The 26,783-nt window shown below is 72.3% G+C and carries 24 protein-coding genes and 1 pseudogene; 13 read left to right on the forward strand and 12 right to left on the reverse strand.

The features are described from left to right. Positions 1–74 precede the first annotated feature (74 nt). Positions 75–1,388, forward strand: coding sequence for a threonine--tRNA ligase (gene thrS / locus ACF1A1_RS06270; protein ID WP_391645972.1), 1,314 nt, complete (start codon positions 75–77; stop codon positions 1,386–1,388). 63 nt (positions 1,389–1,451) lie between these two features. Further along, positions 1,452–2,414, forward strand: a complete 963-nt coding sequence (locus tag ACF1A1_RS06275) for a nucleoside hydrolase (RefSeq protein ID WP_391645974.1) — start codon at positions 1,452–1,454, stop codon at positions 2,412–2,414. Positions 2,415–2,604: 190 nt separating this feature from the next. On the opposite strand, the gene ACF1A1_RS06280 is transcribed toward ACF1A1_RS06275, so the two are convergent. Continuing rightward, complete coding sequence (locus ACF1A1_RS06280; protein ID WP_391645976.1) at positions 2,605–3,564, reverse strand: LAETG motif-containing sortase-dependent surface protein; 960 nt, start codon at positions 3,562–3,564, stop codon at positions 2,605–2,607. 271 nt (positions 3,565–3,835) lie between these two features. Between ACF1A1_RS06280 and ACF1A1_RS06285 the strand changes: the two genes are divergently transcribed. Further along, positions 3,836–5,506, forward strand: a complete 1,671-nt coding sequence (locus ACF1A1_RS06285) for an alpha-amylase family glycosyl hydrolase (RefSeq protein WP_391645977.1) — start codon at positions 3,836–3,838, stop codon at positions 5,504–5,506. Positions 5,507–5,511: 5 nt separating this feature from the next. Here ACF1A1_RS06285 and ACF1A1_RS06290 read toward each other — a convergent pair whose 3' ends face one another. Continuing rightward, positions 5,512–6,264 (reverse strand): DUF4142 domain-containing protein, encoded by a 753-nt coding sequence (locus ACF1A1_RS06290; protein WP_391645979.1) that lies wholly within the window; start codon positions 6,262–6,264, stop codon positions 5,512–5,514. 227 nt (positions 6,265–6,491) lie between these two features. Between ACF1A1_RS06290 and ACF1A1_RS06295 the strand changes: the two genes are divergently transcribed. Beyond that, positions 6,492–7,265 (forward strand): MOSC domain-containing protein, encoded by a 774-nt coding sequence (locus ACF1A1_RS06295; protein WP_391645981.1) that lies wholly within the window; start codon positions 6,492–6,494, stop codon positions 7,263–7,265. A gap of 33 nt (positions 7,266–7,298) precedes the next feature. On the opposite strand, the gene ACF1A1_RS06300 is transcribed toward ACF1A1_RS06295, so the two are convergent. Beyond that, positions 7,299–7,487: a DUF397 domain-containing protein gene (locus ACF1A1_RS06300; RefSeq protein WP_391645983.1), complete on the reverse strand. Its 189-nt coding sequence runs from the start codon at positions 7,485–7,487 to the stop codon at positions 7,299–7,301. Positions 7,488–7,495: 8 nt separating this feature from the next. Next, positions 7,496–8,347, reverse strand: a complete 852-nt coding sequence (locus ACF1A1_RS06305) for a helix-turn-helix domain-containing protein (protein WP_391645985.1) — start codon at positions 8,345–8,347, stop codon at positions 7,496–7,498. Between the two features lie 201 nt (positions 8,348–8,548). Between ACF1A1_RS06305 and ACF1A1_RS06310 the strand changes: the two are divergent. The 3 genes and pseudogenes from ACF1A1_RS06310 to ACF1A1_RS06320 form a co-directional block, all read left to right on the forward strand. Then, positions 8,549–8,953 (forward strand): annotated as a pseudogene (locus ACF1A1_RS06310) (ATP-binding protein); the annotation flags it as partial. Between the two features lie 182 nt (positions 8,954–9,135). Further along, positions 9,136–9,339, forward strand: a complete 204-nt coding sequence (locus ACF1A1_RS06315) for a hypothetical protein (protein WP_391645987.1) — start codon at positions 9,136–9,138, stop codon at positions 9,337–9,339. A 19-nt stretch (positions 9,340–9,358) separates the two neighbouring features. Then, complete coding sequence (locus ACF1A1_RS06320; RefSeq protein WP_391645989.1) at positions 9,359–9,706, forward strand: hypothetical protein; 348 nt, start codon at positions 9,359–9,361, stop codon at positions 9,704–9,706. A gap of 25 nt (positions 9,707–9,731) precedes the next feature. Here the strand turns inward: ACF1A1_RS06320 and ACF1A1_RS06325 are convergent, their stop codons facing one another. Further along, on the reverse strand, positions 9,732–10,583 hold the full coding sequence (locus ACF1A1_RS06325) for a hypothetical protein (protein ID WP_391645991.1): 852 nt from the start codon (positions 10,581–10,583) through the stop codon (positions 9,732–9,734). Between the two features lie 163 nt (positions 10,584–10,746). Between ACF1A1_RS06325 and ACF1A1_RS06330 the strand changes: the two genes are divergently transcribed. Together ACF1A1_RS06330 and ACF1A1_RS06335 are read left to right on the forward strand one after the other, a co-directional pair. After that, positions 10,747–11,631 carry a M23 family metallopeptidase gene (locus tag ACF1A1_RS06330; protein WP_391645993.1) on the forward strand — a complete coding sequence of 295 codons (885 nt, stop codon included), beginning with the start codon at positions 10,747–10,749 and terminating at the stop codon, positions 11,629–11,631. Positions 11,632–11,661: 30 nt separating this feature from the next. Next, positions 11,662–11,850 carry a hypothetical protein gene (locus ACF1A1_RS06335; protein ID WP_391645994.1) on the forward strand — a complete coding sequence of 63 codons (189 nt, stop codon included), beginning with the start codon at positions 11,662–11,664 and terminating at the stop codon, positions 11,848–11,850. A 117-nt stretch (positions 11,851–11,967) separates the two neighbouring features. On the opposite strand, the gene ACF1A1_RS06340 is transcribed toward ACF1A1_RS06335, so the two are convergent. After that, positions 11,968–12,480, reverse strand: a complete 513-nt coding sequence (locus tag ACF1A1_RS06340) for a hypothetical protein (protein ID WP_391645996.1) — start codon at positions 12,478–12,480, stop codon at positions 11,968–11,970. Positions 12,481–12,658: 178 nt separating this feature from the next. Between ACF1A1_RS06340 and ACF1A1_RS06345 the strand changes: the two genes are divergently transcribed. The 4 genes from ACF1A1_RS06345 to ACF1A1_RS06360 all read left to right on the forward strand — a co-directional run bounded on the left by ACF1A1_RS06345 (position 12,659) and on the right by ACF1A1_RS06360 (position 19,311). After that, on the forward strand, positions 12,659–13,144 hold the full coding sequence (locus ACF1A1_RS06345; protein WP_391645998.1) for a hypothetical protein: 486 nt from the start codon (positions 12,659–12,661) through the stop codon (positions 13,142–13,144). A 171-nt stretch (positions 13,145–13,315) separates the two neighbouring features. Next, positions 13,316–15,373 (forward strand): TerD family protein, encoded by a 2,058-nt coding sequence (locus ACF1A1_RS06350; protein ID WP_391646399.1) that lies wholly within the window; start codon positions 13,316–13,318, stop codon positions 15,371–15,373. A 506-nt stretch (positions 15,374–15,879) separates the two neighbouring features. Beyond that, positions 15,880–17,565 (forward strand): lysyl oxidase family protein, encoded by a 1,686-nt coding sequence (locus tag ACF1A1_RS06355; protein WP_391646000.1) that lies wholly within the window; start codon positions 15,880–15,882, stop codon positions 17,563–17,565. A 447-nt stretch (positions 17,566–18,012) separates the two neighbouring features. Further along, positions 18,013–19,311 carry an LCP family protein gene (locus ACF1A1_RS06360; RefSeq protein ID WP_391646002.1) on the forward strand — a complete coding sequence of 433 codons (1,299 nt, stop codon included), beginning with the start codon at positions 18,013–18,015 and terminating at the stop codon, positions 19,309–19,311. Between the two features lie 340 nt (positions 19,312–19,651). Here ACF1A1_RS06360 and ACF1A1_RS06365 read toward each other — a convergent pair whose 3' ends face one another. From ACF1A1_RS06365 to ACF1A1_RS06390, 6 genes are all read right to left on the reverse strand, one after another. Continuing rightward, a complete protein-coding gene (locus ACF1A1_RS06365; RefSeq protein ID WP_391646004.1) occupies positions 19,652–21,061 on the reverse strand; it encodes an NADase-type glycan-binding domain-containing protein in 1,410 nt (469 codons plus the stop codon). Next, positions 21,058–21,615 (reverse strand): phage tail protein, encoded by a 558-nt coding sequence (locus ACF1A1_RS06370; RefSeq protein WP_391646006.1) that lies wholly within the window; start codon positions 21,613–21,615, stop codon positions 21,058–21,060. Before ACF1A1_RS06370 ends, ACF1A1_RS06365 begins: the two co-directional genes overlap by 4 nt. Positions 21,616–21,640: 25 nt before the next feature. Further along, positions 21,641–23,599 (reverse strand): putative baseplate assembly protein, encoded by a 1,959-nt coding sequence (locus ACF1A1_RS06375; protein ID WP_391646008.1) that lies wholly within the window; start codon positions 23,597–23,599, stop codon positions 21,641–21,643. After that, positions 23,599–24,042 (reverse strand): GPW/gp25 family protein, encoded by a 444-nt coding sequence (locus tag ACF1A1_RS06380; protein ID WP_391646010.1) that lies wholly within the window; start codon positions 24,040–24,042, stop codon positions 23,599–23,601. The genes ACF1A1_RS06375 and ACF1A1_RS06380 overlap by 1 nt, the downstream gene beginning before the upstream one ends. 104 nt (positions 24,043–24,146) lie before the next feature. Next, on the reverse strand, positions 24,147–26,054 hold the full coding sequence (locus ACF1A1_RS06385; protein ID WP_391646012.1) for a VgrG-related protein: 1,908 nt from the start codon (positions 26,052–26,054) through the stop codon (positions 24,147–24,149). After that, entirely contained in the window at positions 26,054–26,779 is a 726-nt protein-coding gene (locus tag ACF1A1_RS06390; RefSeq protein ID WP_391646014.1) for a LysM peptidoglycan-binding domain-containing protein, read from the reverse strand. Before ACF1A1_RS06390 ends, ACF1A1_RS06385 begins: the two co-directional genes overlap by 1 nt. Positions 26,780–26,783 lie beyond the last annotated feature (4 nt).

Genomic DNA, 26,783 nt, shown 5'->3' on the forward strand with positions numbered 1-26,783 from the left:
GTCCGAAGCCCCGGGGCGAGTGCCCCGGGGCTTCGTCGTGCGGGTGCTCGCCTCTCGTCCGAGAGGAACCCACCGTGAACGACCCCCGCCCGAACGACCCCCGCCCGAACGATGCCCGCGTCCAGGACCCCCGCCCGAACGACCACCGCGTCCACGAGGACCCCCGCCCGAACGACCACCGCCGACTCGGCCGGGAACTCGGCCTGTTCGACACCGACCCCCTCATGGGCGCCGGCCTGCCGTACTGGCTGCCCGACGGGGCGGTCGTCCGCCACACCCTGGAGGAGTACGTCCGGGAGGCGGAGCGGGCCGCCGGCTACCGGCACGTGTACTCGCCGATCCTCGGCAAACGCGACCTGTACGAGATCTCGGGCCACTGGGACCACTACCGCGACGACATGTTCCCGCCCATGGACCTGGGCGCCGATCAGGTCGTCCTGCGCCCCAGCCTCTGCCCCCACCACGCCCTGATCTACCGCTCCCGCTCCCACAGCTACCGCGAACTACCGCTCCGCATCGCCGAGTTGGGCGGCATGTACCGCTCGGAGCTGTCCGGCGTGCTCGGCGGGCTCACCCGCGTCCGGGCCATCCAGCTCAACGACGCGCACATCTTCTGCACCCTGGAGCAGGCGGTGGAGGAGGCCCGCGCCGCCCTCGCCCTGATCGCCCGCGCCTACGCCGACCTCGGCATCCGTGCCTCCCGCCACCGCCTCTCCCTCCCCGGCGAGGGCGGCAAGTACGTGGCCGACCCGCAGTTGTGGCGCCGGGCGACCGCGCTGCTCAGGGAGGTCCTCGACAGTTCCGGCGTCGACTACGAGGCCGTCGGGGGCGAGGCCGCCTTCTACGGTCCCAAGATCGACGTACAGATCACCGATCCCGCGGGCCGCGAGGCCACCCTCTCCACCGTCCAGATCGACTTCCACCAGCCCGAACGCTTCGACCTGCACTACATCGGCGCCGACGGGGCGAAACACCGGCCCGTCATGGTCCACCGCAGCGTCATCGGCAGCGTGGAACGGGCCGTCGCCCACCTCGTCGAGGCGCACGGCGGCGCCTTCCCGGTCTGGCTCGCGCCCGTGCAGCTGGTGGTGCTGCCGGTGGCCGGGGCGCAGGAGGAGCGGGCGCACGAGGTCGTGCGGCTGGCGGAGGCGCGAGGGCTGCGGGCGCGAGTGGACGGTCCCGGCGAGGGCACCCTCGGGGCCAGGATCCGGGCGGCGCGCCTGGTGCCGTACCAGGCGGTGATCGGGGAGCGGGAGGCCGGGGGCGGGCTGGTGGCCGTACGGTTGCGGGACGGGCGGCGGCCGGGGGCGGTGCCGGTGGACGAGGTGCTGCACCGGATCGCCGGCCGGGTCGCGGATCGCGGGTCCGAACTGTGGCCGGCTGCGTAAGGTCACTGACGTACCGGTACGGGCGTACCCGTACTGACGTATCCGTGTGAGAGGAGCGCCGCTGTGACCGGTCGGCCCATTCCGGTGATCATCGACTGCGACACGGGTGTCGACGACGCCCTGGCCCTGCTGTTCGCCGTACGGCACCCCGGTCTCGACGTGCGCGCGGTGACCTGCGTGGCCGGGAACACCGACGTGGACGGGGTCGTCCGCAACACCCTGACCGTGCTGGAGCAGGCCGGCGCGGGGGACGTCCCGGTCGCGCGGGGTGCCGAGCGCCCGCTGATCGAGCCGGTCCGCACCGCGCGGCACGTGCACGGGCAGGACGGGATGGGCGACCTGGGGCTGCCGGCACCGACCCGGGTCGCGGTCGACGTGGACGCGGTGACGCTGCTGCGGCGCGAGATCCTCGCCTCCCCGCGTCCGGTCACCCTCATCCCCACCGCGCCCCTCACCAACATCGCCCTGCTGCTGCGCACGCACCCGGAGGTGGTGCGGAACATCGAGCGGATCGTGTTCATGGGCGGCGCGGTGACGACGGGGAACGCCACGCCGGTCGCGGAGTTCAACGTGTGGCACGACCCGGAGGCGGCCGCGATCCTGCTCACCGCCGGGGTGCCGATCACGATGTACGGCCTGGACGTGTTCAAGCAGGTCCTGGTCCCCGCGGCGGACGTCCAGCGGCTGCGCGCGAGCTCCGAGCCACGGCTGAGGCTGGCCGGTGAACTCCTCGCCCACCGCGACCCGGCCACCTCCGGCGACCCCACCCCCACGGGCGGCCTCGGTGACGCGGGCGCGGTCTGCGCGGTCGTCGACCCGGCGGGCCTGACCACCGAACCGCTGCCCGTCGAGGTCTCGTTGGCCCCCGGCCCCACCCGTGGTCAGACGATCGTCGACCGCCGCCCCCGCCCCGGCGAGTCGGAGATCCACGACGGCGTCCGCGAACAGCCGCTGGTGGACGTGGCGTTGGGTGTGGACGTGGAGCGGTACGTCAGCCTGTGGCTGACGACGGTCGAGAAGCCGTAGCCGCCGGACGGCGGCCGGACGGCCGACGCCGGCCGGTTTCCCACAGCCCGGCCGGCGTCGAGTCATCAGGTCACCGAGTGACGAAGGGGTCTGTCGTTCGGACCACGCCACAGACGCGGGTTTGGCACGCGCATCCGCGGCGTTGCCGAGACGACGTCGATTCCCCGCGACCCGATCCGAACGACAGGCTTCAGCCGGTCGCCCTCTTCCGCCGCGTCGCCAGGACGATCGCCGCGCCGCCCGCCAGCAGGGCCGCCGCGCCGCCGACGATCACGCCGGTGCTGCCGTTCGCACCGGTCTCCGCGAGGTCGCCGCCACCGCCGTCGGGGGTGGGGGCCGGAGCGGGGGTGGACTCCGAGGCGCTGGGCGTCGGGGTGGACGTCGACGGGGTCTCGGACGGGGTGTCCGACGGCGTGCCCGACGGGGTGTCCGAGGGGCTCTCGGGCGGCGTCTCGGAGGCCGGCGCCGACGGCGACTCGGGGGCGCTCGGCGGCTGCGAGGACGGCGGGGTGGACGCCGGCGGCTGCTCGACCGTGCAGTCCTTCGAGCCGCCGTTCCAGGCCGCGATCAGCTTGTCCTTGATGACCGGCCGGTCCGGGCCCTTGGGCAGCTCACCGTGCTCGAAGCCGTCCTTGGCGTCCGGCTTGCCGTCGAACTTCACCGCGCCCCGGTACAGGTCGATCTGCGCGTAGCAGCCCGCGTCCGGCACGGCGATGTCGAGGGTGTCGGTCTGCCCGGGCTTGACCGTCACCGTGTCGAAGTCGACGAAGACCTGCTCGCCGGAGGTGCGGAAGTCCGCGCCGTGGGCCAGGTAGGAGGCCAGGGAGGCGGTGCAGGTGGTGGCCTTGTCGGCGGTGCGGACCGTGATGTGGACCTTGCCGTCGTCGGTCGGCTTCAGGTTCTGGTCGTCGACGCGGACGGAGTCGAAGAAGCGCTTGCCGTCGAGCGAGAACTGGCAGCGGTCGGTCTCCGTCTCCGTGCCCGCGCCGGTCCCCGGCTGGAACTGGCCGCCGGACTTCCAGCCGTCGCCGCCGGGCGTCCCGGTGGCCCAGGCGCCGGTCGCGGCGGCGACGGAGGCCGTGCACAGGGCGAGTGAGGCGGCGCCCGTCCCCAGCAGGCGGCGCACGGTGACACGTCTCGCTATGGACATGCGTATCCCATCTTGGCGAGTGACCGTCACAGCCGGCGAGGGCCAAAGGGGCGCAGGCCGGGGTGACGGGTCAGATCAGAAAGAAACACTGGGCCCATTGGTCACATGCGCCGCAGTGTGGGCACATCGTGGGTCGCGCGGTGGACAGCTGTCAACCTGGGCCTATGGAGGGGGAGTTCAAGGTTCCGTCACGAATTCCCCATGTGAGGAATGATCCGATCCGCATGGTGTGCACGTTGCCTTTCCCGGCAAAGTGGACAGTCTTCTGTTCGTGACCGACTACGACACCGCTGCCGCGACCGACCTGTCCTCCCGCAACCCCGACTGGTGGCGCCAGGCCGTCGTCTACCAGGTGTACCCGCGCAGCTTCGCCGACGCCGACGGCGACGGGCTCGGCGACCTGCGAGGCGTCACCGAGCGGCTGCCGCACCTCGGCGCCCTCGGCGTCGACGCGCTCTGGCTGAGCCCCTTCTACCCGTCCGAACTGGCCGACGGCGGCTACGACGTCATCGACCACCGGGACGTCGACCCGCGCCTGGGCACCCTGGACGACTTCGGCGCGCTGGTCGCCGAGGCCCACCGCCTCGGCCTGAAGGTGATCGTCGACCTCGTCCCCAACCACACCTCCCACCGCCACGTCTGGTTCCGGGAGGCCCTCGCCGCCGGCCCCGGCTCGCCCGCCCGCGACCGCTACGTCTTCCGCGACGGACGCGGCGCGCACGGCGAACTCCCGCCCACCGACTGGCAGTCCGTCTTCGGCGGCAGCGCCTGGGAGCGCGTCCCCGACGGCCAGTGGTACCTGCACCTGTTCGCCCGCGAGCAGCCCGACCTCAACTGGGACCACGAGGAGGTCCGCGAGGACTTCCGCACCACCCTGCGCTTCTGGTCGGACCGCGGGGTCGACGGCTTCCGCGTCGACGTGGCCCACGCCCTCGCCAAGGACCTGCGCGACCCGCTGCGGGACCTCGGGGCCCCGGAGCTGAGCGACGAGGAGGCGCTGCTGTCGATGGAGCCGGGCACCCACCCCTTCTACGACCGCGACGAGGTCCACGCGGTCTACCGGGACTGGCGCCGCATCCTCGACGGCTACTCCCCGCCCCGCACCGCGGTCGCCGAGGCCTGGGTCCCGGGCGCCCGCCGCGCCCTGTACGCCCGCCCCGACGAGCTGCACCAGGCGTTCAACTTCGAGTATCTGAAGGCTCCTTGGGACGCGGAGGCGATCCGCGAGGTCATCACCGCCTCCCTCGCCACCGCGCGGGCCGTCGGCGCCTCCGCGACCTGGGTGCTCTCCAACCACGACGTGCTGCGCCACGCCTCCCGCCTGATGCTGCCGCCCGGCACCGACGAGAACGCCTGGCTGCTGTCCGGCGGCCACGCCCCGCCCGTCGACGAGGAGTCCGGCCTGCGCCGCGCCCGGGCGGCCACCCTGCTGATGCTGGCGCTGCCGGGATCGTCGTACGTCTACCAGGGCGAGGAACTCGGGCTGCCCGAGGTCGCCGACCTGCCCGTGGAGGTCCTCCAGGACCCCCTCTGGGAGCAGACGGGCCGGGTCCGCAAGGGCCGCGACGGCTGCCGGGTGCCGTTGCCGTGGACGACGACGGGTCCGTCGTACGGCTTCGGCGCGGGCGGGGCGTGGCTGCCGCAGCCGCCGTGCTTCGCGCGGTACGCCGTCCAGGCCCAGGACGGCACGGACGGCTCCACCCTGGAGCTGTACCGCACGGCCCTGCGCCTGCGCCGCAAACTGCTGGAGGGCGAGGAGCTGACCTGGGCGGAGGAGACCCCGCCCGGCGTGCTGGCCTTCACCCGCTCCGACGGCTGGCGGTGCGTCGCCAACCTGTCCGGGCGGTCGGTGCCGTTGCCGCCCGGCGAGGTGCTGCTGACCAGCGTGCCCCTGGACGGCGACGGACGGATCGGGCCGGACACGACGGTCTGGCTGGCGTAGGGGCGTCAGCCCACCGTGGGGGTGGGGGCCGGGGTCACCCCGCCCACCACGGACGCGCCGTCGATGTCCACCGGCGTGGACGTGGCGGTCGGCGGCGGCGTGAGGACGACCATCGGCTGACCGGCGGCCGGCGGTGGCGGGGTCATGTCCGACTTGGGCAGCTTCGGCGGGGTGGTCTGGTTGAAGAGCGTCTGGTCGAAGTCGACCATGCCGGTCTTCTCCATCACCGTGATGTGGTCGAGGACGGTGTCGTTGGCCTGGTCGGCGAGCGCCCGCACCAGCGTGTTCTTGGTGGTGGAGCGGACCTTCGCGACGGTGTTGAAGATGGAACCGTGCGTCTGGCGCAGGATGTTGGCGAACTCGATGTCGAACTGCTGACCCTGGGCCGCCTGGAGCGTGTTGACGAAGCCGATCTGCTGTGGACTGGCCACGTTGGGCAGCGTGATGTTCAGCATGGGCGCGATCTTGCGGCAGGTGGTGTCCAGGGCCGCGTGCCCGTCGATGAGGTGCTCGCTCGCCGTCTTGACCGCGGGGCTCTGCCCCTTCTGCAGCCCGATGAATCCGACGGGGTACTCCCACAGGCCGGCCGCCCGTACAGCCACCACGAACGCCCGGTCGCCCTCCGTCAGCGGCCCCCACTGGGTGTTGGCGATGATCCGGTCGTTCGAGGTGGAGACGGTCTCCAGGCCCAGCATCGACGGGTAGGCGAGAGCCACGAGGGTCAAGCTCAGAGCTCCACCCACGAAGGCAGTTCCCATCACGTTCCGCGAAAAGCGCACCGTTCCTCCTTGCCCGGTCGGTCATACCGCCTGTGCTCGGCGGGGTCGGACGCACAGGAGTACGGACGCGGGGGCGCGGGAATTCACCGGTTTCCGCAAAATCTTGCTCGACGCACCGGGGACGGCGAGGCTCCCGCACGATCCTGGAGATCGGCCGGGACGGTTTCCCGCCCCGGCCCCGATGACGGACCGAGGGGGCGTTTCCCATGGCGGCGAGGGTCGCGGAACTCACGTACTACCCGGTGAAGGGCTGCGCCGGGATCACCCTCACGCAGGCCCGGGTCACGGCCCACGGCCTCGCCCACGACCGTGCGTACGTGATCGTCGACGAGGCGGGGGAGCCGCGCTGGCAGTGGGGCGACCCGCGACTGGCCCTGATCACCCCGGAGCGGGACCCGGACGACGGTTCGCTGACCCTGCGCGCACCGGGCTGCGGGCAACTACGGCTGGACGGCTCCGGGGAACCGGGCGAGACGGACCTGCCCGGCCGGTCGTACGTCGGCGTCGACCAGGGCGACACCGCGGCGCAGTGGCTGACGGGGGTGCTGGGCCGGCCGAGCCGGCTGCTGCGGGCGAGGGCGAAGGACGGCGGGACGACCCCCAACCACAGCCGCCTGCACGTGGTCTCGCGCGCTGGCCTCGACCTCCTGAACGGAAAACTGCTCGAGCGCGGCGCCCCGCCCCTCCCCATGAACCGCTTCCGCCCGAACATCGTGATCGACGGCTGGCCCACCCCCCACACGGAGGACCACGCCCACCACCTCAGCATCGCCGACGTCGAACTGACCTTCACCGAACGCACGGTCCGCTGCGCCATCACGATGGTCGACCAGGAGACGGGCCACCGCGACGGCCCCGAACCCCTGCGCACCCTCGCCGACTACCGACGGGGCCCGGACGGGGTGGTCTTCGGGGCGTACTTCACCGTGACACGGGAGGGAAAGGTGTCGGTGGGCGACGCGGTGGAGGTGGGGCCGTAGCCCTGCCCCCGGTGCCCGCACCTCCGGCGGTCGTCAGAGGTCTCCGCCGCGTAGGGCGTCGAGGAGGTGGGTGAGGGGGGTGCGGGTGGTGGTGAGGACGGTGGTGGGGTCGTCGCTCTCTCGGAGGTGGGTGGTGGTGGGGGTGGAGGCGAGTTCGAGGCAGTTGTTGCCGTCGCCGCTGCCCGAGAAGGATGACTTCTGCCAGTTGTCGGGGGTGGTCATGGGCTGCCTCACAGTTCCTTCGCCAACTGGTGGATGAAGTCACGCGACCGTTCGGGGTCGAGTGATGCCGACTCCACCTTACGAAACAGTGCTCGAAATGCACCGAGTTGGGCTTCTGAGTCGATGAAGGCCGAGCCCTGAGGTCCGTCACGCATCGCGGTGTCCAGTTTGGGCAAGGCCCCGCCCGCGTACATCATGGCGTTTGTGGCTCCAGCGAACCCGTCCAGGTCGAAGGGGATCACCCGCACGGTGATGTGATCTGCCTCGGACACCTCCAGGATGCGGGCCAGTTGGGTCCGCGCTGCGGTCCGGTTGCCGACTCTGATGCGTAGCGCGGCCTCGTGGATCACCGCCTCGTAAGGGGTGGGTTCCGGGCGCTCGATCACCACCTTGCGCTGCATTCGGTGGCGGACGCGCAACTCAAGGTCCTCGGAGGGCAGTGCGGGCACCCGGTAAGAGAACACCGCCCGGGCGTAGTCCTCCGTCTGAAGCAGACCAGGGACGTGCAAAAACTCAACGTCGCGCCGGTACGTGGCGTGGTGCTCCAACTCGGCGAGGTCCAGGAACGACGAGGGTAGCGCGCAGCGGTACGAGTCCCACCAGCCGCGCGTCCGGTCGGTGGCCATCGCCACCAGGGCGTCGATGAACGCCTCGTCCATGCAGGCGTAGTGAGCGGCCAGGCTGCGCAGCCTCTTTTCGCTCACACCGGTGTGGCCGTATTCAATCTGGTTGATCTGGGTGGAGCTCACCCCGAGCAGCGCTGCTGCCTCTCGGCCGGTGAGGCCGGCTGCCTCGCGGAGCCTGCGCAGTTCGACCGCCAATCGCACCTGGCGTGCCGTCGGTTCGCGCCTCAGCACCATCGATCGCTCCTCCCAACGCCCCTGGGGACGCGACTCGTTCGAGGCAAGGTTACGCGATCAGCTTGCTCAACCTGGAAATCCAGGTCTACCGTCAGTGACGCGAACCTCACCCAGCGGAAGCGCACCGCCCCGTCCTGCCACGACGGCCGCGGCACTGCCACCGCGCCCTCAACCTCCCCCGTCGCCGAACGGAGTTCCGCCATGCCCGAACCCTGGGAGTACTCCCTCTACATCCCCAACGACCCCAGAGCCGTTCCCGTCTCCCGCCGCACCCTCCGCCTGATCCTCACCCTCCACGGACTGATCCACCTCGCCGACACCGCCGAGCTGATCGCCACGGAGCTGATCGCCAACGCCGTGCGGCACACCACCGGCCCGGCCGCCCTCCGCGTCCGCTACGCCGACGGAGTCCTCCGCGTCGGAGCCTGGGACGCCGACCCCGAACCGCCCGACCCGCCCGACCCGCCCGCCAAGTTCGAGGAGCTGACCGACGCGGAGGACGGCCGGGGCCTCGCCCTGGTGCGGGCCTGCGCGGACGTCTGGGGCTGGCAGCCGCTGTCCCGGTTCGGGCACCGGGGCAAGTACGTGTGGTGCGAGCTGGCCGCCGTACAGCCGTACAAGGGCTCCGCATGCGTGATGCCGGACGCGGGCCCAGAATGGAGGGCGAGGGACTCGTCCGGCCTGCGTCTCACGGATGACGCGGCATCTTGAGCCACCCCGTCCCCGCAGTCCGGGACCGGGGGGCGACGGGCACCCCTTCTCTTCAGGTCCAGGTCTGGAGCACTTCCATGATTCACGAGTCTTCCGCGCAGGCCGATCCGACCACCGAGACCACTGAGGAAGCGCTGGACCGCGCGGCGTCCGCCAGGGCGGCGGTGGCCGGGGAAGGCGGGGTGAGCCGCAGTGAGGCCCGCCCCACCTCCGGAATGAACGCCGAGGCGCAGTCCAACGGCACGAAGCCCGCAGTCCGCAAGCAAGCTCCCTCCGTGTGACAGGTGAGGAGGACGGGCCATGTCACTGAGGTTCAGGAACAGCTACCACGCCACCATCTGGGCGATGTTCGAGCGCTACTTCCCCAACTGCCCGGACGGAGGCGACTGGCTGAAGAAGGGCTGGTGGCGCATCGAACCCGGCCAGGAGGTCGTCGTCTACGGTGACGACCCCGACGACGTGAACCGTTTCTGGTACGCCTACGCGCACACCAGTAACGGCGTCGAGTGGGCCGGCACCTTCCCGGAACTGGTTCCCGTCCGCCGCTTCGAGTGGTGCGAGAAGATCTCCGACACCCAGTCGCGGACGATCCACATGCACCAGTTCGAGGTCACCGGCTCGGAGCACGTGCACACCTTCCGCACCTGAAACGGGGCCTGCCCCGGCCGGCACGTCAGAGCCCGTACCGCCCCTTCAGATGGCGCCAGAAGTCGCGCAGCATCCACTTGTCGAACTCGGTGATCTGGGCGGCGCTGCCCGCCTTCATCAGGAAGCAGCACTGGCCGGTCGGGGTCCAGTCGTAGAAGTCGTCGAGGCCGAAGGTGTGGCCGACCTCGTGCAGGTAGATGTGGATGTTCGGCTGGTCGAGGGCGGAGGTGAAGTACTCCTGGCCGAGCCGCTGGCCCCAGTCGCCCCCGGCGCCGCCCTGGAAGCCCTTGGTCAGCCACAGGGACTGGTCGTAGTGGCGGGCGGTGCCGCCGGGGCACTTGGAGTAGTTGCCGTCCTGGTGGAAGAAGCGGCCGCAGTCGGGGGCGCACTGCGGGGCGCCGCCGCCGTCGAGGACGTTGGTGTAGATGTCGACGGAGTTGTCCGTCCACTGGAGGGTGGCGCGGTCCTTGACGGCCCAGCCGACGATGTTGACCGGCACGGTGGTGTACGGCCAGTTGTTGTAGCCCCGGCCGTTCTGCACCTGGGCGGCCATCCACAGGGCGAACTGCCGTTTCAGCGCCGCGTGGACGCGGTCGCGCAGGGCGGCGCTGACCGGGGCGTCGGACTCCCAGCGGACGCAGTAGTTGATGCTGCCCTTGTTGGCCATGACCTGGTCCCAGCCGTAGTTGCGGAACCCGTAGAGGTCGGGGTACGTCGTCGAGACGTGGTTCCAGACCTCGTTGAGCGGCTGGACGAGGTGGGCGGGCGGGTTCCACTCGTCGGCGGCCTCGGCGCGGGGAGCGGCGGTGCCGGTCGCGTGGAGCAGCGCGGCCAACGCCGCGAGCACGGTGAACAACCGTGCGAGATGCCTGCGCATGGGTGAACTCCTCGTGTGGGGAACGGGATTCACGGACGCCCCTTGGTTGCCGCCGCCCCCGCCGGGGTTGCCGTGCCGCCCGGTCGCGGTCGGCGGGGCCGTTCGGCTGAGTGCGCGGCGCGTCTGCCGGGGTGCGGCCGGCCGCTGGTCCGATGATCCCAAGATGCGACGAGAACACTCCCTACGCCGTTCCGCTGTCGCCGTCCTGCCGGCCGTCCTGCTGGTGGCGCTCGCCGCGGTGCCCGCCGGTGCCGGGAGCGAGGGCGTCCGCGAGCGGGCCGCCCGGTTCGTGCGGGCGCACGAGCAGGCCCGCGCACGAGTCGACCGGCTCCGCAAGGACGACGCCGGCCACAAGAAGGTCGAGGCGGCCGAACGCCACCGCGAGGCGGTGCGCGCCGAACTGCGGGACCTGCTGGGGGCGACGGCGCGCCGCACCGGCGATCCGGTCGCCGTCGACCCCACGGGGCAGGCCGGCCACTGCACCGTCCGCCCCCGCACCCGCGCCCGCACCGCGGGCCGCCCTCCCGCGCGCGCCCGCGCCGGGGCGGGCGCGGCGCACTGGACCGCCCCGACCCGCGGCTACTGGCTCTCCGCCGGCTACGCCGACCGCGGTTCGCGCTGGGCCCACCACCACACCGGCCAGGACTTCGCCGTGGCCACGGGAACCCCCGTGTACGCCGTCGGCCCGGGCGTCGTCCGCGCGACGACCTGCGGCGACGGCTTCGGCCACCAGGTCGTGGTCCGCCATCCCGACGGGTACTTCACGCAGTACGCCCACCTCTCCCGCATCGAGGTCCGCAAGGGCCGGCGGGTGGAGGCGGGCCAACGCCTCGGCCTCTCCGGCGCCACCGGCAACGTCACCGGCCCCCACCTCCACTTCGAGGTGCGGATCACGCCGTACATGGGCTCCTCGGTGCCGCCACTGCCGTGGCTGCGGAGGAAGGCCGTCGAGGTGGTGCCGGAAAGCACGAGTCCGAACAAGCCCGCGGCACCCACGCGGAAGGGGGCGAAAACCGCGCGCGGGGACCGGGCGAGCCGGGCACAGTGAGGTCGACCACGGGACAGAGGAGGCCAGGGAGTGAGCAAGCGGCGCTATGTCGCCCGGGGTGTGCCCGGCGGCTACCGCATATGGGACAACCGCGGCCGCCGTTACTGGGGCGACTTCTACGAGCTGTGCCCGGACGAGCTGCTGACCGAGCTGAACGGGGGCGCGGACCAGGCACGGATCGTCGAACTGATGCGGAAGTACAAGAAGCTGAGGCGCTGAGTGACGAGGCGTGCCGAGGGACGGACGGAGTGACGGACGGACTGACTGACGGACTGGCTGACGGACTGGCTGACGGACTGGCTGACGGACTGGCTGACGGACGGAGGCTCCGCCCGCTCAGGCCGGCCGGGCCGTCGCCCTCGGCGGCCGGTACGCGGCCAGCGCCCAGATCACGAACACGTCGATCGCGATCAGGACGATCGACCAGACCGGGGCGTACGGCAGGAACAGGAACTGAAGGACCAGGTTCAGCGCGGCCAGCGCGATGCCGACGGCCCGGGCCCAGGCGGCCCCCTTGAGCAGGCCGGCGCCGGTGGCGACCGCGCCGGCTCCCACGATCAGCAGGATCCAGCCCCACCCGGTGAGGTTGATCTTGTAGACGTAGTCGTCGATCTGGGCGTACACGTCGTCCCCGGCGATCGCGGCGATGCCCTGGAAGACGGCGAGGAGGCCGTGCACCAGCATCAGCACCCCCGCGAAGACGACACCACCGGCGGCCCACCCGCTGCCGCCCGCCGGACCGGAGGCCCAGCCGGCCGCGGGCTGCCCGGTGCCCTGGTGGGACGGATCCCAGACGGGCGACTCCTCGGTAGAGGGTGTGTGGGACCGCGACGACGACTGCTCGCTCATGGCCGTACCCCATTTTCTGTGTTCCAGCGTCGGCTGTTCTCCTGTTCTCCCTCGACCATCCGCCCCGCCGACGACCACCACCACGAGGAGTGGCCCGTCCGGGTGAGCCGACGTGCGGGTACGGGCGGCCGGCCCTTCACTGGAGGCGACCCCACGACGTACGCAGGCTGGAGACCCCATGACCTCTCACCGCGCGCACTGGGCGGGGCGAGCCGCCCTGACGGCGACGGCGTGCGCCCTCGTGCTCTCCGCCTGCACGGACGAGAGCGACCCGTCGTCCGTGGCCAGCCGCGCCGCCTCCGCCGCCGAGTCGGTCGGCGGCCGCGCCGCGTCCGCCTTCGCGTCGGCGACCGCGGAGGCCGGCCGCAAGCTGGACAGCATCAAGGGCGGCGTCGAGGCCAAGGCCGACGTGAAACTCGGCACCCCGTCCACCGACGCCGACGGCCGCACCACGGTCGACGTCACCGCCACCAACCCCGACGACTCGACCAGGTCCTTCGCCGTGCAGGTCGACTTCAAGGACCCCGACGGCACGTGGCGGGACACGGTCCTCGTCACCGTCCCCGACGTACCGCCAGGCACATCCCGAAAGGCCACGGCCCGCAGCACCCGCAAACTCCCGGACGGGACCCGAGCGGAGGTACCGCGGGCGGTGCGGTACTGACGAAGGGCGGGCCGGGCCCGTCGTGGCCCTGCGTCGGGCCCCTGCCGCCGTCATGGCAATTCCCGCGGATCACCTCGAGGCCCGCCCCTTCGGGCATTAGAGTCTCCCCGTGCGCGCCGTGTGTCGCGCGTCACATCGGCGGGGGCCGTTAGGGGGGGGCATGTGCACGAGATGGTCAAAGGCGCCAACGTCGGTCTGGCGGCGCTGAGCGAGAACGTCGACGCGGTGATCGTGAGCCTGGGGTGGGCCAGTTCGACCGGCGAGGGGGACGCGGACGTCTCCGTCCTCCTGCTCGACGGCAACGGGAAGGTGCGCAGCGACGCCGACTTCTACTTCTACAACAACCCGGTCGCCGCGGACGGAAGCGTGCAGCTCCTGGGCAAGGTCCCGGCCGGGGAGGGCAGCGAGGACCGCATCGGATTCGACCTGACGGCGATTCCGGCCGACGTGGAACGGGTCGTGGTCGCCGCCAGCCGGTACGAGGGCGCGCGGTTCGGGGAACTGGAGGACCTCCGGGTCACGCTGGCCGACGGCGCGGGGGAGGACCTGCTCCGGTTCTCGATCGACGACGCCGGGTCGGTGAGCGCGTTCATCTTCGGCGAGCTGTACCGGCGCGCGGACGAGTGGAAGTTCCGGGCGGTCGGACAGGGATACGACACCGGTCTGGCCGGACTGGCCACGGACTTCGGCGTCGACATCCAGGACGACGCCGCCGAGGACGAGGCGATCGAGGACGCGGGCGCCGACGGGGCCGAGAGGGCCGACGAGTCCCAGGGGGCCGGGCTGCCCGGGGCCGCTCCGGTCGCCGGGGAGGCCGCACAGGAGACCGCCCTCCCGGCCGTTCCCGCTCCGCGCCGGGCCGGTGACGACACGGAGGCGGGCAAGGCCACCTCGCGGCCCCGCACCGCGAAGAGGAAGGTCACCCTGCCGAAGACGGTGAAGAAGTCCCTCGCGGAGAACGAGTCCTGGAAGCAGGCCCGGCTCTTCCCGGTCTCCGCGCTCAAGAGCGACCGCGACCGTGAGACGCGGGCGACGTCGGTGCTGCTGTCCGTGATGGCGCAGGTGCCCGAGTTCGGCAGGAGGCTCACGGCGGCCTTCGGAGCCCCGGCGGGCCGTATGGAGACGTTCACCGAGGTGTCGCTGCCGCACGGCGAGACTCCACGACGCCCGGACGGGGTGATCCGCGTCGAGCGGGCCGGCAAGTTGTGGACCGCGCTCGTCGAGACGAAGACCAACGGCAACGCGCTCAAGTCCGAGCAGGTGCAGGCCTACATGGACATCGCGGCACGGCGCGGATACGAGGCCGTGATCACGCTCTCCAACGACGTGGCGCTCGAGGGCAGCCCCCTGGTGGACGTCAAGATCGACCGACGCCGCAAGCACAAGGTGGCGCTGCGCCACCTGTCCTGGGCCGAGGTGGCTCATCAGGCGCAGATGCTGATCCGGCACGAGGGCGTCGGCAACAGCGCCCACGCCTGGCTGCTCCAGGAACTCCTCCACTACCTCCAGCACGAAAACTCCGGATGCCACGGCTTCCAGAACATGGGCGCGGCCTGGGTCCCCGTACGCAAGGGCATCGACGACGAGACCCTCTGCCAGGGCGACCCGCGCGCCCTGGAGGTCGTGGAGAGCTGGGAGCGGCTCATCCGCCAGGTCTGCCTGGGGCTCGGCGGTGACCTGGGGCAGAAGGTGCTTCCCGTCCAGCGGGCCAGGCGTGGAACCGACCCCGCCGCCCGCCGGGCCCGCATGGCGGACCAGTTGTGCGCGGAAGGGAGGTTGCAGGCGGAGCTGCGCATCGACGGCGCGCCCGGGGTCCTCGCGGTGGGCGCCGACCTGCGGACCGGAAAGCTGCGCACCTCCATCGAGATCCCGGCACCTGTACAGGGGTACCCCCTGACCTGGGCCAAGCGGCTCGTCCGACGCCTGGCCGAGGCTCCGGCGGACCTCCACGTGGAAACGCTGGTCGACGACGAGACGGGCGGACCGCGCGGCACCCTGGAACGGCTCCGCCCGGAACCGGCGGACCTGCTGCCGAAGAACGGCGGGAAGATCACCGGTTTCCGGCTCACCCTCTTCAAGGGCATGGGCAACGGCCGGGGCAGCGCGGAGTCCGGCTTCATCCGCAGCGTCGACGACGCCGTGCGGCGTTTCCACGGCACCGTCGTGGTCCACCTGGAGCGAACGGCTTCGCCCAGGTCGTCACCCATGGAGGCGACGGCCGCGGGCTGAGGAAGAGGGGCATCTCCGGGGGGCGTACGCGCCGCCCGTACGGCGCCGCCGTACGACAGGCGCCGACGCGCCCCCGGCCCCCGCAGCACCTCCTCCGCCACCCCCCACCGCTCCCGCAGGGCCCATCGGCCCGTGGGCGTCACCGTCACGATGGGGGTTGTGGTGGTGCGGGTCAGCCAGGTCTGGTCGAGGGCGTGGCGGAAGAGGGTTGACCAGGAGGCCCCCGCGACCAGCCGGTTGAGGTGTGCGGTCGCGGTGGGCGGGGTCGCGTCGGTGAGAGGCGGGCCGGGCCCGGAAAGCGGGTGCGGCTTCCGGTCCGAGACCCCGTGGGAGAGCGCGGCGTGAGGTGAATTCTGTCCCAACAGGCAACCAGGGCAACGGTTTTACCTGTCTCACAGGATGTTCACAGAGGTGGCCGGGGCGCGTGGGGTGCGTCCGTACGGGGCCGCGTCCGTGGGCTGTCCAGTCCGATGCCACTGACCATGGCACTCGCAGACGAGGAACCGATGACCAGTCAGCCACAACGCAAGAAGCTCCAGCGCGCGGCGTTCGCCGCGGGGGCCGCGCTCACCGTCGTAGCCGTCGCCGGGGCGGCACCCGTCGCCGGCGCGACGCCGAAGAGCACGCCCGGCGTGCCGGAGCTCAAGCTGATCGCCGCGTCGAAGTCCGTGACGCTCGACCGGTGGGAGGGGGAGCCCGGCGTCTACCTGGACCTGGGCACGTACCTGTCGGTCGACAACGCGCCGCTGGAGTTCAAGGTGACGCGCAAGTCGTACAAGGACCCCGTCGTCGCCCAGCAGATCCTGCGCGACGGGAAGAAGACGAAGACCAAGAAGCTGCCCGCCGGCCTGGTGAACGACTTCAAGGGGCTGCCCGGCTTCCTGGAGGTGTCCCTCACGGACGCGTCCGGGGCCGAGGTGGCGACCAGCAAGGGCACCTTCTGCCCGAACAACGCCTCCGGGCGGATCCGTCCGGACGCCCCGGCGACCTCGCACTACCCGGAGAGCTGCCCCACCAACCCGTTCACGCTCGGCTCGGTGTGGGGCATCGAGCAGGGCTGGGCGGCCAACTCCAGCGCCGTCGACTACGACAAGCCGGTGGACCTGCCGGTGGGCGAGTACACGGCCAAGGTGTCGGTGGCGAAGAAGTACCGGGACCTGTTCTCCATCCCCGACGACCGGCCGACCATCAAGGTGACGGTGCGCGAGCAGAGCTGGGAGGACGGGGGCGGCGTCGGCCTGCGGTCCGCCGCGGGCCACGGCGGCGACGGCGCCCACTCCGCGCACGCCGGCCACGAGGCGCGGGGCGGAGGCCACCACTACGGTCCGCGCGGCGCCGACGCGCCCACCCCGCCCGCCCTCTCCCACGCCCTCGAGGACCGCGGCCTGGCCCACCACCTCGGTGACGGCAGCGGGCACACCGACGGCTCCCGCGTCGCGCCCGCGCTGACGGCCAACGCCAAGCGGCCCACCGGCCGCGCGGGCGTCCCGGCCGACGTGCCCAAGCCCGACCTGCGGTCCCTGCCGGCCTGGGACATCATGATCACCGACGGCGAGGACGGCGACGTACCCGGCAAGGACTACCTCGCCTTCAGCGCCAACGTCTGGAACGCGGGCCCCGCCCCGCTCGTCGTGGACGGCTTCCGCAGCCCCGGCCAGGATTTGATGGACGCCTACCAGTACTTCTACGACGCCAACGGCAAGCAGGTCGGCTACACCCCCACCGGCACCATGGAGTGGGACCCGCGCATCGGCCACGAGCACTGGCACTTCACCGACTTCGCCAGCTACCGCCTGCTGAGCGAGGACAAGACGAAGGAGGTGCGCAGCGGCAAGGAGGCGTTCTGCCTGGCCAACACCGACGCCGTCGACTACACGGTGAAGAACGCCAACTGGCACCCGAACAACACCGACCTGTCGACCGCCTGCGGCCAGCAGAACTCCATCTCCGTCCGCGAGGTCCTGGACGTCGGTTCCGGCGACACGTACACCCAGTACCGCCCGGGCCAGTCCTTCGACGTCACCGACCTGCCCAACGGCACGTACTACATCGAGGTCCTCGCCAACCCGGCCGAGCGCCTGAAGGAGACCGACCTCGACAACAACGTCTCGCTGCGCAAGGTCGTCCTCGGCGGCACGCCGGGTGCCCGTACGGTGACGGTCCCGCCGTACGACCTGATCAACGCTCCGTAAGGGGTGGGGTGTTGGCGGCGGGACGCCGGGGACGAGGACGTCCCGCTCATGATCCGTCGACTCGGGGAGCGCACGACGTCATGAGCACCACCTCCCGCCGCCGACGCCCGTGGCCCCGCCGTGGGGCCGCGGGCGGGGCGGGAACGCACGAGGCGGATGAGTCGTCTGTGTTTTCGGGACGTATTCCCACCTGCGTGTAGTGTTCCGTCGTTCGGCGGTGACCCACGCCGCACGATCCGAGCACGGTGTACGGGGTGAAAGACGGCCGAGGCGGAGGGGCGAGCGCCGGTGAGCGGAACAGGAAGGCGGCGGCGTACTCCGCCGGGCAGGACCGGGGGGCCGGGCAGGACCGGGGCGCCGGGCAGGACCGGGGCGCCGGGCAGGACCGGCGGGCCGGGGAAGACCCGGCTGACGCGGCGGGGGCGGGTCCTGGCGTGGAGCGCGGGGGTGACCGCGGTCGTCGTCCTCGGGGTCGGCGGGGTCGGCGCGTGGATCTACCAGGACCTCAACAACAACATCGACTCCGCCGACGTGGACGACAAGCTGGGCGCCGACCGGCCGGAGAACCTCAGCCCGGGCTCGAAGAACATCCTGGTCGTGGGCTCCGACAGCCGCGAGGGCGCGAACGCCAAGTACGGCAACAAAAAAGACCTCACCACCATGCAGTCGGACACGCTGATGGTGCTGCACGTGCCCGCCGACCGGAAGTGGGCCGCGGTGGTGTCCTTCCCGCGTGACTCCTACGTGGAGATACCCGCCTGCGACATGGGCAACGGCAAGACGTCCTCCCCGCACAAGGGCAAGATCAACGAGGCGTTCGCGATCGGCGGCACCAGCGGCAAGGTCGCCGAGGCCGCCGCGTGCAGCATCAAGACCGTCGAGGCCCACACGGGCCTGCGCATCGACAACTTCATGTCCATCGACTTCTCCGGCTTCAAGGGCATGGTCGACGCCCTGGACGGCATCGAGGTCTGCCCCGAGCAGGACATCACGTCGGACAAGGCCCGCCTGGAGTTGAAGGCCGGCTGCCAGACCGTCGACGGCGAGACCGCCCTCGGCTACGTCCGCGTCCGCTACGGCGTCGGCGACGGCTCCGACATCGGCCGCATCGGCCGCCAGCAGGAGTTCATGAACTCCCTGGTCAAGAAGGCCAAGTCGAAGCTGACCAGCCCCGACGCGCTGTACGGCTTCCTCCAGGCCGGCACCAAGTCCCTCACCACGGACCCGGACCTGGCCGGCATCCAGCCGATCTACGGCCTCGCCAACGAGCTGAAGGGCATACCCAGCGACCGGCTGGCCTTCCTCACCGTCCCCAACTACCCGCGCGAGGCGGACGTCCCGACGGACCTGGCCAACGTCGTCTGGCAGTACCCGCAGGCCGCCAACCTGTTCACCTCCCTGGCGAACGACAAGGAGATGACCAAGGCGCAGTTGCAGGCGGCCGTGAAGGACCTCGTGTACGCCTCCTCCGTGCGCGTCCGGGTCCTCAACGGCACCGGAGTCGCCGGACGCGCCGCCGCCGTCGCCGAGAAGCTGCGCGCGGCCGGCCTCACCGTCACGGAGACGGGCAACGCGCCCGAGACGGTGACCAAGACGGCCGTCACCTACCCGGCGGGCCTGGAGAAGCAGGCCGCGGTCCTCTCCTCGCGTCTGCCCAAGGTGCGGTCCTCCGCGTCCGCGGACGCCACCGCGGGTGCGGTCACCCTCGTCGTCGGCCCCGACCTGGACGTGGACGAGCTCCACTGACGGGTGGTTCGGAGCACCCCCGGGATGCGGTAAGCTTGATCACGAGCTGGTCGCCACAACAGCGGTGAATCGGTTCTGCGTTGGTGGTCCAAGGAAAGACGCCCCGCTTCCTGCGGGGAGATGCAGGTGCAAGGCCTGCCCGGCGCTCTCACTACGAGGCCCACCCCGTGTCGAGCGGGGTGGGCCTCGTGCTGTGCGTACGCGAGGGTCGTGCTTACCCGGTGTTCGTGCGTACGCGGTGTTCGTGCGTACGTGAGGGTCGGTACGGACGCCTGGACCGGGTCCGGGGTGTCCGGCCGGGGTGGCGCCCTCGTCGTGCGGGGCCACCCCGTCCCGTCGGTCAGGACGCGTTCGCGTTCGACCGGCCGAAGAACTCGATCTCCGCGATGGCCACCTGCTTGCTCGCGGAGGCCGCGTACGCCGACTCCACCGTGAAGCGCACCTTCGTCACCTCGCCGACCCGGAACGCGCGCCGCTGGCCGCCCGCGCTCTGGTCGAGCGTGAGGTCCCGCGTCGTGGTCGTGCCGTCCTTGCGGGTGATGGTCACCTTGACGCGGTGCGGCAGGGCCGACTGGGAGAGCTGGTCGGCGCGGGTCGAGACGCCCGGCGTGATGATCAGGTCCAGCAGGCGGGTGGGTTCGGCGAAGCGGGCCTCGATCCACTCGCCCCGGCCCGACTGGGAGACACCGGGACCCCACCAGCTGTTGTTGATCTTGTCGAAGGCCAGCTCCGGCTTGTGGCCCGGGTAGGAGCGGGAGGCGGCTATCAGGTCGGGGGCGACCGGGGCCCGCTTGGCGAAGTGGTCGCGGGTGGCCTGGATCGCGTCCGGGGTGTTCGCCCCGGCCCAGACCAGCAGGCTGAGGACGGCCGCGGCCACCACCCAGGTCACCACGCGGTCGAAGGTACGGCGCATACGGGGACGGTCGCCGGCCCAGGGCGTCTCACGGTTGCGGAAGTCCAGCACCCGGCGCCACCACGGGCGGTGCTCCGGAGAACGGTCCTCCCGGGTCATCGGCATCGCGCAGCGGGCGCAGAAGTGCCGGTCGGGGCGGTTGGGGGTGGCGCACCAGGGGCACGGGACGCCGTTCTCGTCGCCCTGCTCGGGGCCGGGGGCGCGCACCTGGGGCCGGTTCGCCACCGGCCGGCCCGGCAGCACCGGGGCGACGGCGGGCGGCGGGGTCGGGCGGGTCTCCGGCTCGGACACGGGGACGAGGAGGGAGCGGGCCCGGGCGGTCATCGTGTCGTCGGGGGCGGGCGCGGACGCGGGGGGGGGGGCCGCCGGGACGGGTTCGGTGGGTGCCGTGTCGTCGGGGGCCGCTCCCACCGGGGAGGCGGTCGCCGGGGTGCCGGTGCCGTCCGGCGCGGTGGCGGGGTCGTCCGGCGGGAGGACGGGGAGGGGGGTCTCCGTGGTGTCCTCGTCGTCCGGGGTGGTGACCCGGTCCGCCGGGCCGGCCGGCGTCCGTGCGGCCGTCTCCGCCGTCTCCGCCGCCACATCCGTCTCCGCCGACATCTCCGTGTCCGCCGTCCCTGTCGTGGCGGACGTCGTACGGGTGGGGGCGCCGGTGCCTGCCGGGGTGCCCGGTGCCTCCGGCTCCGGGGCGGCCGGCGGCCGGCGCGTCTCCTGCGCCGGTCCGGGCGCCGTCCTGGCCGGCGCACGGTCCGTCCAGCTCAGGACGGCCCCGCAGGCGTCGCAGAAGGACTGGCCCGGCTCCGCCCGGGTGCCGCACTCGGCGCAGTGGTGGGTGGTCATCTCTCCGGGATCCTTTCGGCGGCGGTCACCTTGACCGTGTACGGCATGTGGGCGGGCCGGGCGGCGGCCACGAGGGTGTCCAGGCGGTGTTCGTCCGCCGGGGTGGGGTCGGGCAGGCGGAGCGTGACGTGCAGGTGGGGGCGGGGTTCGCCGGGGAACGGGCCGAGGGGGCGGGCGCTCCAGGCGGCGCCGCCGCTCTCGGAGATGTCCGGCTCGACCCCGAAGGCCAGCCGGATCGCCTCGGCGAGGCCGCGCCGGGTGCCCCTGACCCGGTGCAGGTACGCGGCGGCGGCGACGGCGGCCCGCAGCCTCGGCTCCGGTTCGGTGCCGTCGGTCTCGGCGCCGACCCAGCCGGCCAGCCACCGGGTGAAGTCGGCGGGGGCGAGGGCCGGGTCGAAGTAGGCGGGCAGGCAGTCGAGGACGTTGAGGATCGGCGCGATCACCTCGTCGAGCCCGGCGACGAACCGCTGTGCGAGGTCGTCGTCGGCGAACACGGCCGGCAGCATCGCGCCGATCGGGGCGGACGAGCCGAGGCCGTCGACGGAGCCCCTCATCGGCGGGCCTCCTTCCCGCGGGCGCTCACGTGCCGTCCCCGATCACGCGGACGCGGTGGTCGTAGGAGAAGACCAGGGAGGGCGCGGACAGGTCGATGCGGTCCGTCGCCTCGCCCCGCTTGCCGGTCAGGGGGTCGGCGGGGTGCAGGGTGACCTGGTCGACCAGCTCGACGCCCGGGACGCGTTGCAGCACCGCGAACACCTCCCCGGACTGCACGGGGCGGCCGAACGGCCAGCCGCGGCCGTCGGCGCCGCCGGTCAGCGGGTCGAGGTGGCGGTAGAGGGCGTCGTGGGCCTGGCGGCGCACCCGGTCGGTGTCGACGCCGCGGAAGGCGTGCACGGTGGCCACGACGGTGACGCCCTGGTAGTACGGCGGGCCGACCGCCAGCCTCGTCCCGATCAGCCGGCGTTCGTCGAGGTGACGGGTGATGCGGTCCAACAGGGTGTCACCCGGCACGAGTTGCTCGAAGCGCAGCCGGCCGCCTGGGTCGGGGACCGCCTGCGGGACCACCAACACCCGTACCGCGTACGACCCGTGCTCGTCCGGCTTGCCTTCGAGGCAGGTGATGCGGGCGGTCTCGGGGGCCGCGCGGCGGGCCAGCTCCTCGTAGTCGCGCAGGGTGACGGCCCGCTCCTGGGCGCGCAGGGTGATCGGGGCGCGGACCTTCGCCTCCTCGACCGTCTCGCCGTCGACCCCGCCGCGCGCGGCCTCTCGGTTGACGACCTCGGACACGTACGGGACGGAGGTGCGCAGGACCTGGACGGCGCCCCGGGCCACGTTGCCGGCGCGGCCGCCGCCGGTGCGGTAGCGGCGGGCGCGCACGACCGCGCCCTTGGGGGCGACGGCGCCGTACTGGCGCAGCCGGCCGTCGGGTTCGCGGACGGACGGGCCGAAGGCGATCTCGCCGGTGGCGGCGTCGAGGGTGATGTGCCGGTCGTGCGGGCCGGAGGCGGCGAAGTGGGGGACGACCTGCCAGTCCACCCAGCCGTCGTGCTCGGCGGTCTGGAGCAGCAGCGGCGGGTCGTCGCCCACGACCGGTGTGTGCGCGAGGCGCAGGCGCTGGCCGGGCAGGCCCGTCGACTCGCCGAGCGCCTCGTCGTACACCGTCTCGGCGTGCACGGTGGGGGCGGTGCCGCCGACCGTGAAGGCCTCGGCGCTGCGGACCGTGGGGGAGGTGGTGTAGAAGGGCTGGCCGGGGAGGGGTTCGGTGACGCGGCAGCGCAGCCAGCCGGCCTCCTGGCCGCCGGAGCGGGACAGGACGTGCCCGCCGGGGACGTGCAGGACGACCTCGCCGGGGCGGTTGAGGCCGCCGGTGCCGTCGCGGTCGACCTCGCACTCCTGCCAGCCGTCCTCCGTCCACGCCTCCCACACCAGTGGGGGCTGGCGCGGGTCGACGCCGACGCCGTCCACGCGGCTGTCCAGCTCGAGGGCGACGGCGCAGTGCGGGGCGGCCGCGCTCAGGCCGAGCAGCATGCAGTCGCCGGGCCGCGGGGCCTCCGCGAAGCACATCAGGTCCTTGCCCTCGGCGAGGTCGGTGGTCCGGTCGGTCACCGGCCGGCCCTGCTGCTGCACCACCAGGTGCCGCAACGCGCACGGCACGACGGCCAGTTCGCGTTCGGTGGCGAAGACGACGGCCTCCTCGCTCTCCGTGCGGACCGTCGCCACCTCGGTGCCGACCGGCAGCAGCACCGTCTCCTCCTGCGGTGCCGACAGCCAGAACGTCACGTCGGTGCGGGCCGCGGAGGGCGGGAAGAGGCGGATGCCTACCAGGTCCAGGAAGGCCAGGTGGTTCTTGTCCGGGACCCGGTTGAGCCGGTAGACGATCTGGTCGGCCATGTGGGCGACGGTCTCGACGAGGGTCACGCCGGGGTCGGAGACGTTGTGGTCGGTCCACTCCGGCGCGCGCTGCTGGATGTAGCGCTTGGCGTCGTCGACGAACTGCTGGAAGCGGCGGTCGTCGAGGTTGGGGGAGGGCAGGGCCATCAGCGGTCGCTTTCGGGAGCCGTACCGGAGGAGCCGGGGGAGTCCGGCTCGTCGTGGGACGGGATGACGTAGAAGGGGAAGACGAGGCTGCGCGGGTTGTTCGTGCCGCGGATCGAGTAGCGGACGTCGATGAACAGCACGCCCTGCTCGGCGCCGGCGGTGACCTCGACGTCGTGGACCTCGATGCGCGGCTCCCAGCGGTCCAGGCTGGCGTACACCTCGTGCTGGATGCGGCCGGCGGTGGCCTCGTTGACCGGGGCGAACACCAGGTCGTGGATGGCGCAGCCGAACTCCGGGCGCATCGGGCGCTCGCCCGGCGCGGTCGCCAGGACCAGCCGGATCGCCTCCTCGATCTCGCGCTCGCCGCTGACCAGCGCGATGCCGCCGGTGGGGCCGATCCGCAGCGGGAACGCCCAGCCGGACCCCACGAACTGTTCGGCCATCAGTGGGCCACCTGCCTTCTCCTCATTCCTGTCGATCCCTTTCCTGGCGGGCTTCTCCCGGCGGTCTCCCGGCGGACTTCTCCCGGCGGACCGCTGGGTGGCCGTCACGGGATCGGATACGGCTTGGCGTTGACGAACACGGCGCCCTGGAGCGCGAGCGTGACGGCCCGCAGGCTCACGTTGGCGACGGAGTTGACCTGCACGGTGCCGGTGGCGGAGAGCGTGGCGGCGCCGGCCGCCTTCAGGTCGAGCGCGCCGAAGGCGTTCACGCTGACCGCGCCGGCGACCGAACGGAGGTTGACCAGACCCTGCCCGCGCAGGGTGAGCGGCCCGCCGCTCTTGATCGTCAGGCTGCGGCCCGCGCTGAGCGTGAGGTCCGTGCCCGCCTCCACGGTCACCGACCGGGTGCCGGTGATGCTGACCGTGCCCTTGCTGTCGACGGTGATCTCGGTCTTCGTCCGGTCGAGGTTGATGACGAGCTTGTCGTCGCCGCTGGTCACGCGCACGCCCTGCTTGCGGCCGCCGGTCCGCTGGCTGAGCAGGTCGACACGGTTGCCGTCCCGGTCGGACAGGGTGTGCCGGGCGGCCCGGCGCCGTGCCCCGTCGTGCAGCGGGACGTCCTTCACCGGCGTCGGCCGGTCCTTGCCGTTGTAGAGGCCGCCGATGACGTACGGATGGTCGAGGGCGCCCCGGTCGAAGGCGACCAGCACCTCGTCGCCGACGTCGAGCGGGAAGATCGACCCGCCGTCCTTGCCGCCCCACTGGACCACCCGCGTCCAGTCGCTGACGTAGGTGTCGTCCAGCCACGGGAACTGGAGCTTGACGCGGCCCTGTCCGAGCGGGTCCTGCACGTCGGTGACGAGGGCGTTGGCGGTGCCGGGGAGCCGCAGGCCGTTCTGCGTGTCCCCGCCGCCCGAGGACAGCCCGTACAGCGAGCGCCACTGCCGGCCGCTGACGGTGACCCAGGCCTCGTAGTGCTTGCCGTCGCCGAAGACGTGCCGTACGGAGGTCGCCGTGTACTTGCCCTCGAAGGGGGCGCCGACGTCGGCGAGCGCCACGGGCAGCCCCGGACGGAGCTTGGGTGTCCCGCGCGCGACGACCTCCAGCTCGGCGAAGGAGCCGGTGACGTCGTCGGCGAGGGCCTCGGCGGCGAACTTCACCTCCGACTGCCGGTCGTACGGCACCTGCGCGTCGACCAGCTTGGCCGGCTTGAACCGGGCGGCCGCCTCGCCGGGGGTGGTCCCGATGCTGATGCCCGGGTTGGTGCGGGCGGGGGCGGTGGCGGTGAGCTTCTTCTTGGTGGTGACGTCCCAGCCGCGCGCCTCGACCGTGCCGACCTGTTCGGCGGCGGAGACGGCGGCGCGCAGGCGCAGGATGTCGGTACCGGCCTCCAGCACGAAGGGGCTCTTCTCACCGGGGGTGGAGACGGGCGGAGCCCCGGAGGCGGGGTCGGGCCGGACGAACTGGAACTTCCCCTTGGCGTCCACCGACATGACCATCTCGTTCTCGTCGGCGAGGCGGGCGAGGAAGTCCCAGTCGGTGACGTTGGCCTGGCTGATGAACTCGTAGACCGTCCTGGTGGACTCGATCCGCCCGACGGGGACACCGTCCTGGGCGGCGAGCTTGCGGGCGATGTCGGAGGCGCTCTGGTTGCGGTAGGCGGCGACACGGCGCCGGCGCATCAGGCGGTGGCCGTGGTCGTAGCCGCGGATGACGGTGAAGGTGCCGGTGCCGTCGTAGTCGGCCTCCAGGCCGCAGACCTCGCCGGTGAGCAGCGGGTTGGCGGCGCCCTGGCCGTCGGCGACCGGGGCCAGGACGACCGGGGTGCCGAACCGCACGCCCAGTTTGCCGAGGATCTGGTGGTAGGGGTCGCGGAAGGTGAGCCGGAAGGCGGCCGGCACACCGAGGCCCTGGTCGACCCAGCCCTCGACGAGGAGCGGCGCGAAGTCGGCGGGGAGGGGACGGCCGCCGAGGGTGACCTGGATGACGCTGGAGTACGCCGACCGCACCATCAGAAACGCACCTCCTCGGCGGCCGGGAGGACCAGTTCGATGCCGGTGGGCAGGCGGGTCGGGTCGTCGATGCCGTTCGCCTCGGCGATGGCCCGCCAGGCCGCGGTGTCGCCGTACTCGCGCCAGGCCAGGGACTGGAGGGAGTCGCCGGCCACGACCCGGTGCACGCGCTGGGCGGTCAGGGCGCCGGAGGTCGGGTTCTGGCCCTTCGTCTTGCTGGGGATCTCGTGCAGGCGGACCTGGCAGGTGGCGCGGATCGGGACGCCCGTCGTCCCGAACAGGGAGTAGGTGGCGTCGACACTGCTCACGTAGGCGGTGAAACGGGCCGTGGAGAAGGACCCCCACTGGAAGACGACCCACGGGGGTGAGGGCTGCTTGGCGGCGATGCTCTTGGTGGTGACCTCGCAGCATTCGAGGAGCGACTCGACCTTCTTCAGGACCGTGTTGCTGCCCGGCTCGTCGGACGAGTCCAGGAAGATCTCCACCGTCATCTCGCGCGGCTCCGGGCCCATGAACTCCGGGACGGATCCGTCGCGGACGGCGGCCGTGGGGGTCACCTTCCACTGGGCGCGGCGGCCGAGTTGCAGTTGGGCCGGGTTGAAGTCGAACCCGAAGGACCTGATGAGGCCGCCCGGCGTGGTGCTGGAACCGACCGGTGGTTCGTGGATCGCGAGCGTGGCACGGACCAGGCTCTTGCCGGCGCCGCCCTTGTTTCCCCTGGGCATGTCT

Origin of the sequence: Streptomyces sp. NPDC014995 (assembly GCF_043080745.1) — a bacterium.
GTDB lineage: Bacteria > Actinomycetota > Actinomycetes > Streptomycetales > Streptomycetaceae > Streptomyces.